Here is a 386-nt window from a genome sequence, read left to right as displayed (position 1 = left end):
TGCGAGAGCCTCCGGGAGACGCCGATTGGCCGCCCTGTTTCGCTTGATTGTCGCCTTTGGACCGTCAGAGGCGGCCTTGAGGCATCATGCGGGCGCACTTCTCCCTTCAAGCCAGGCAAGCCGGGTGAAGTTGTAGGCCAGATTGGCCATGCCGATCTTCAGCCGGGCCCGCGCCATGCCAATGGTGCGAACCACCAGCCCCATCCGATGCTTCTGCGCCGCGAAGACATGCTCAACCGCAGCCCGGATAACGGAACGCTTACCGTTGGCCCGTGCGATGTGCGCGGGCATCGGGCGGCCCTTCGGCTTCTTGCGGTGGATCTGGCTGCTGAACATGCCATCTGCCAGAAACGCTTCATTCTTCTTCGAGCGGTAGGCCGTATCGG

The 386-nt window shown here is 63.0% G+C and carries 1 pseudogene; it reads right to left on the bottom strand.

Features of this window, described 5'->3' with window-relative positions:
• Positions 1-84 precede the first annotated feature (84 nt).
• Positions 85-386, bottom strand: a pseudogene (locus tag AC6A67_RS06800) (IS5/IS1182 family transposase); the annotation flags it as partial.

The sequence above is a fragment of the Camelimonas sp. FR25 genome (assembly GCF_059740505.1).
Note: the sequence above shows the minus strand (reverse complement) of the source record. Positions and strands in the feature narration are given on the sequence as shown.